The sequence below is a fragment of the Kineococcus indalonis genome (assembly GCF_009906395.1).
In the GTDB taxonomy this organism is placed as follows: domain Bacteria; phylum Actinomycetota; class Actinomycetes; order Actinomycetales; family Kineococcaceae; genus Kineococcus; species Kineococcus indalonis.
Genome location: NZ_JAAALM010000261.1, coordinates 1 through 5,677, shown reverse-complemented (window position 1 = coordinate 5,677; position 5,677 = coordinate 1). Strand labels below are relative to the sequence as shown.

General features: G+C 73.0%; 6 protein-coding genes. 5 read left to right on the top strand and 1 reads right to left on the bottom strand.

Annotation, left to right across the window (positions count from 1 at the left end; translation table 11 throughout):
- Positions 1-24 precede the first annotated feature (24 nt).
- A complete protein-coding gene (locus tag GTR00_RS13195; RefSeq protein ID WP_166612073.1) occupies positions 25-735 on the bottom strand; it encodes a methyltransferase domain-containing protein in 711 nt (236 codons plus the stop codon).
- A gap of 382 nt (positions 736-1,117) precedes the next feature.
- On the opposite strand from GTR00_RS13195, the gene GTR00_RS13190 reads away from it, so the two are divergent.
- From GTR00_RS13190 to GTR00_RS13170, 5 genes are all read left to right on the top strand, one after another.
- A complete protein-coding gene (locus GTR00_RS13190; protein WP_240900085.1) occupies positions 1,118-1,876 on the top strand; it encodes a sugar phosphate nucleotidyltransferase in 759 nt (252 codons plus the stop codon).
- A gap of 26 nt (positions 1,877-1,902) precedes the next feature.
- Positions 1,903-2,952, top strand: coding sequence for an NAD-dependent epimerase/dehydratase family protein (locus GTR00_RS13185; protein WP_166612071.1), 1,050 nt, complete (start codon positions 1,903-1,905; stop codon positions 2,950-2,952).
- The gene (rfbC, locus tag GTR00_RS13180; protein ID WP_166612070.1) at positions 2,949-3,494 is read left to right on the top strand and encodes a dTDP-4-dehydrorhamnose 3,5-epimerase; all 546 of its coding nucleotides are present in this window, start codon (positions 2,949-2,951) and stop codon (positions 3,492-3,494) included. The genes GTR00_RS13185 and rfbC overlap by 4 nt, the downstream gene beginning before the upstream one ends.
- A complete protein-coding gene (locus GTR00_RS13175) occupies positions 3,491-4,780 on the top strand; it encodes an NAD(P)H-dependent oxidoreductase (protein ID WP_166612069.1) in 1,290 nt (429 codons plus the stop codon). Before rfbC ends, GTR00_RS13175 begins: the two co-directional genes overlap by 4 nt.
- Before the next feature lie 104 nt (positions 4,781-4,884).
- Positions 4,885-5,677, top strand: a 793-nt coding sequence (locus GTR00_RS13170) for a Rossmann-like and DUF2520 domain-containing protein (protein WP_166612068.1), incomplete at its 3' end; no start/stop codon positions are given.

Below are 5,677 nucleotides of genomic sequence, written 5' to 3'. Positions count from 1 at the left end.
CTCGGGGGTGGGGGAGGGGGCGGCTCAGTCCCGGCGCAGGACGACGGCGACGTCGGTGACGGTGAAGAGGAACTCCCCGGCGCGGGCGCTGCGGCGCAGGCCCTCGATCCAGCCGGCGGCGCGGGCGGCGAGGTCGGGGTCGTCGGCGACGGCGGCGAGGACGCCGGTGGCGACCTTCCAGGCCACCGAGCCCTCGTCGAAGCGCCGGTGCGGGTCGGCCCAGGAGTGCACGGACTCCACGGTGAAGGGGCTGCGGGCGGCGTGGCGCAGCAGCTTGCGCCCGGCGAAGCCGTCCACGGCGGAGCCGCCGGCGGGGACGTGGGCGACGAAGCGGTCGAGCAGGGTGCGGGTGAGGGCGTCGTCGTCGCTGGTGAACAGGGCGGTGTCCCAGTCGGAGTGGGCCAGGACCGCGGTGCCGCCGGGGCGCAGCACGCGGTGCACCTCGGCCAGGTGGGCGTCGACGTCGTGCAGGTGCTCGACGGCGTTGAGGGAGACGGCGACGTCGGCGGCGCCGTCGTCCAGGGGCAGGTCCTCGAGGTCGGCGATGTGGGCGCGCACGCGCTCATCCAGCAGGAGGTCGTCGTCGAGGGTGGAGCCGACGTCGACGGCGTGCACGAGCCGGGGGCGGGCGTGCAGCAGCGCGCGGGTGGTGCGGCCGGTGCCGCAGGCGAGGTCGACGGCGACCGAGCCCTCGAAGGGGCGGGCGAGCGTGGCGACGTTCTCGAAGCGGCCCACACCAGGAGGGTAGGGCCTGGCCGGGGCGCGCCGCGGGGGCCACCGGGGCCACCTGTGAGTGACCGATGTGGAGCACTGCGTGAGGTGATTCGGGTCGAGTACCCCCGGACGGGGAGTCTTGGGCGGTGAGGAGCACATATCACGCTCCGTGCAGGGAGCCCTGTAGTAGCCTCGGCACGCACCTCGACGGGGATCCGGCGGCGCGAATTCGTGGGGGGTTCGATCCGCGGCCGGTGAGCGTCTCCGAGTGCTGCCCCCACCTGTCCAGGCGCCGCGGCCCGCGGCGGCCGGTCGACGTCCGTCGGATCGAGTGAGGGAACAACTGACGATGAGCGCTGCGACGCCCGTGTCCGAGATCCCGGTGGTCATCCTCTGCGGAGGCATGGGCACCAGGTTGCGCGAGGCCAGCGAGAAGCTGCCCAAGCCGCTGGTCGACATCGGCGGCCGGCCGATCCTGTGGCACATCATGAAGCTGTACAGCTCGTACGGCTTCCGCAAGTTCGTGCTGTGCCTGGGGTACAAGAGCGACCTCATCAAGCGCTACTTCCTGGACTACCGGATCAACGCCGGCGACTTCACGCTGAACCTCTCCTCGCAGGACGCCCCGACCTACCACACCAACGGTGTGCAGGAGGACTGGGAGATCACCTTCGTCGAGACCGGCCTGACCACCGCGACCGCCGCCCGCATCAAGCGCGTCGAGCAGCACCTGACCGCCGACAAGTTCCTGCTCACCTACGGCGACGGCCTCGGCGACGTCGACATCGCCAAGACGCTGCGCGACCACGAGGCCGCCGGCCGCCTGGCCACCGTCACCGCGGTGCACCCCAGCTCGCGCTACGGCGAGATGCACGTCACCGGCGACACCGTCACCGAGTTCAACGAGAAGCCGACCCTGGCCGACGGCTGGGTCAACGGCGGGTTCTTCGTCTTCGACCGCGCGTTCGCGGACAAGTACCTCGAGGACGACCCCGACATGATGCTGGAGCAGGCCCCGCTGCAGCGCGTCGCGCGCGACGGGCAGCTGACCGTCTCCCAGCACGAGGGGTACTGGCTGGGCATGGACACCTTCCGCGAGTGGACCGAGTTCAACAAGCTCTGGGACTCCGGCAAGGCCCCGTGGAAGACCTGGGAAGACTGAGCACCGAGGGAACCGGAGAACCACCCGTGAAGATCGTCGTCACCGGTACCGAGGGCTACCTCGGCTGCCTGCTCGCCCCGACCCTGCTCGACGCCGGCCACTCGGTGCTGGGCATCGACACCGGCTACTACAAGAACGGCTGGCTGTACAACGGCGTGCCCGCCTCGGTGGAGACCCTCGCCAAGGACATCCGCCACGTCACCGAGGCCGACCTGGCCGGCGCCGACGCCGTCGTGCACATGGCCGAGCTGTCCAACGACCCGCTGGGCGAGCTCATCCCCGACGTCACGTTCACCGTGAACCACAAGGGCTCCGTGCGCCTGGCCGAGATGGCCAAGCGCGCCGGCGTGCAGCGCTTCGTCTACATGTCGAGCTGCTCGGTGTACGGCGTCGCCGAGGACACCGTCGACGAGACCTCGCCGGTGAACCCGCAGACCGCCTACGCCGAGTGCAAGGCGCTCGTCGAGCGCGACGTCGCCCCGATGGCCGACGACGACTTCTCGCCGACCTTCATGCGCAACGCCACCGCCTACGGCGCCTCCCCGCGCCAGCGCTTCGACATCGTGCTGAACAACCTCGCGGGCCTGGCCTTCACCACCGGCAAGATCGCCATGACCTCCGACGGCTCGCCCTGGCGCCCGCTCGTGCACGGCCTGGACATCGCCAAGTCGATCCGCGCGGTGCTCGACGCCCCGCGCGAGGCGATCCACAACCAGGTCTTCAACGTGGGCGACTCCAAGCAGGTCTACCGCGTGCGCGAGATCGCCGAGGCCGTCGGCCGCGCGCTGCCCGAGGCGCAGGTCACCTTCGGGCAGAGCAACGGCGACAACCGCAGCTACAAGGTGAACTTCGACAAGATCCACGAGGCCCTGCCGGGCTTCTCGTGCGACTGGGACGCCGACAAGGGCGCCGCCCAGCTCGTCGAGGTCTTCAAGGCCATCGACCTGGACGAGGCGACCTTCACCGGCCGCGGGCACACCCGCCTGAAGCAGCTGGAGCACCTCATCCGCACCGAGCAGCTCGACAAGGACCTGTTCTGGCGCAGCTTCGCCGGTTCCGAGGGCGTGGCCGAGTGAGGATCAGCACCACCCACGTCGAGGGCGTCGCGATCGTCGAGCTCGAGGAGCGCGCCGACGAGCGCGGCTTCTTCGCCCGCACCTTCTGCCGCGACGAGTTCGAGGCGGCCGGTCTCGTCCCGGCCGTCGAGCAGTGCAACCTGTCGTACAACCACCTCGCGGGCACGCTGCGCGGCATGCACACCCAGGTCGACCCGGCCCCGGAGGCGAAGCTGGTGCGCTGCACCGCCGGCGCCATCCAGGACGTCATCGTCGACCTGCGCCCGGGCTCGCCCACGTACCTCCAGCACGTGGCCGTCGAGCTGACCGCGCAGAACCGCCGCGCGCTGTACGTCCCGCCGTACTTCGCGCACGGGTACCTCACGCTGACCGACGGCGCCGAGGTCGTGTACCAGGTGAGCCAGAAGTACACCCCGGGCACCGAGCGCGGCCTGCGCTACGACGACCCCGACCTGGCCCTGCCCTGGGCCCGCGACGTCGCCGTCATCAGCGAGAAGGACAAGTCCTGGACGCTGCTGGCCGACGGGGCGGTGCTGTCGTGATCATCGTCGACAACGCGCTCAAGCAGCGCCAGGCCGAGGGCCGCCCGATCCGCGTGGCCCTCGTGGGCGCCGGGTTCATGGGCCGCGGCGTGGTCAACCAGGTCGTGAACTCCGTGCCCGGCATGGAGCTCGTGGCCATCGCCAACCGCACCGTGTCCAAGGCGCGCGACGCCTACGAGCAGGCCGGGCTGACCGGCGTGGTCGAGGCCGACGACGCCGCCGCGGTCGACCGCGCCGTCTCCGCCGGCACCCCCGTGGTGTCCGCCTCCTACGAGGCGGTCGTCGACGCCGGCCAGGTCGAGGCCGTCGTGGAGGCCACCGGCAACACCGAGTACGGCGCCCACGTCGTGGTGCGGGCCATCGAGGCCGGCAAGCACGTCGTGCTGCTCAACGCCGAGGTCGACGGCACCGCCGGCCTGGCGCTGCGCAAGCGCGCCGAGAAGGCCGGCGTGGTCTACACCGGCGCCGACGGCGACCAGCCCGGCGTGCAGATGAACCTGCTGCGCTTCGTGCGCTCCATCGGCGTCACGCCGCTGGTGGCGGGCAACATCAAGGGCCTGCAGGACGAGTACCGCAACCCCACCACCCAGGAGGGGTTCGCGAGGAAGTGGGGCCAGGACCCGTACATGGTGACGAGCTTCGCCGACGGCACCAAGGTGTCCTTCGAGCAGGCCCTCGTCGCCAACGCGGCCGGGTTCACCGTGGAGCGGCGCGGCATGCGCGGCGCCGACCACCACGGGCACGTGGACGAGCTGACGGCGAAGTACGACGTGGACCAGCTCAAGGAGCTCGGCGGCGTCGTGGACTACGTCGTGGGCGCCAAGCCGGGCCCGGGCGTGTACGTCCTGGGCACCCACGACGACCCCAAGCAGCAGCACTACCTCAACCTGTACAAGCTGGGCGAGGGGCCGCTGTACTCGTTCTACACGCCGTACCACCTGTGCCACTTCGAGGTGCCGCTCACCGTGGCGCGCGCGGTGCTCTTCCGCGACGCGGCCATCGTGCCGGGCGACACGGTCACCGTCGAGGTCGTCACCACGGCCAAGACCGACCTGAGCGCGGGCAGGACGATCGACCGCCTCGGCGGGTACGACACCTACGGCGTGGCCGAGCGCTACGACGTCACGAGGGCGCAGAACCTGCTGCCCATGGGCGTGGCCGAGGGCTGCACCCTCAAGCGCGACGTCAAGAAGGACGAGGTCCTCACCTACGACGACGTCGTCCTGCCCGAGGGCCGGCTCATCGACGCCCTGCGCGCCGAGCAGGCCGCGATCCTCGCCGGCTGACGCGACCCCGCCCCGGACGCCCGCCCGACCACCCGGTCGCGGCGGGCGTCCCGCGTCCCGGGGCGGTGCGGGGGCGCCGCCGGGCCCGGGGTTAGGGTTCCGCGGTGGACTCCGCCGGGCGCCTGGACGTCGCCGTCGTCGGCGCCGGGCGCGTGGGCCCCGTGCTCGGCGCCGCGCTGCGCGCCGCCGGCCACCGCGTCACCGGCATCGCCGCGCGCACCCGCGCCGCCGCCGAGCGCGTGGAGGCCCTGCTGCCGGGCGTGCCGTGGGTGCAGCCGGCGCAGGCGTTCGGCGCCGACCTGGTGCTGCTGGCCGTGCCCGACGACGCCCTGGCCCCGCTGGCCGCGCAGCTGGCCGGCAGCGCCCGCCCCGGCCAGCTCGTCGCCCACACCTGCGGCCTGCACGGCACCGGGGTGCTGGCGCCGCTGACCGCCGCCGGGGCGCTGCCCGCCGCGCTGCACCCGGCGATGACGTTCACCGGGACCTCCCTGGACCTGGGCCGGCTGCGCGGCGCCGCGGTCGCCGTCACCGTCCCCCCGCTGCTGCTGCCGGTGGCCGACGCCCTGGTGCGCGAGTGGGGCGCGGTGCCCGTGCCGGTGGCCGAGGAGGACCGCGCGCTCTACCACGCGGCCCTGGCGCACGGCGCGAACCACCTCGTCACCCTCGTCGCGCAGGCCCTGGAGGCCGCGCGCGGTGCCGTCGGCGACGCCGCGCCCGACGTGCTGCGCCCGCTGCTGGCCGCCGCGCTGGAGAACGCGCTGGACGCCGGCAGCGCCGCGCTGACCGGGCCGGTCGCCCGCGGGGACGCCGGCACCGTCGCCGCGCACCTGCGCGTGCTCGCCGAGCGCGCCGGGGCGGGCACCGCGGCGACGTACGCGCAGCTGGCGGCGGTGGCCG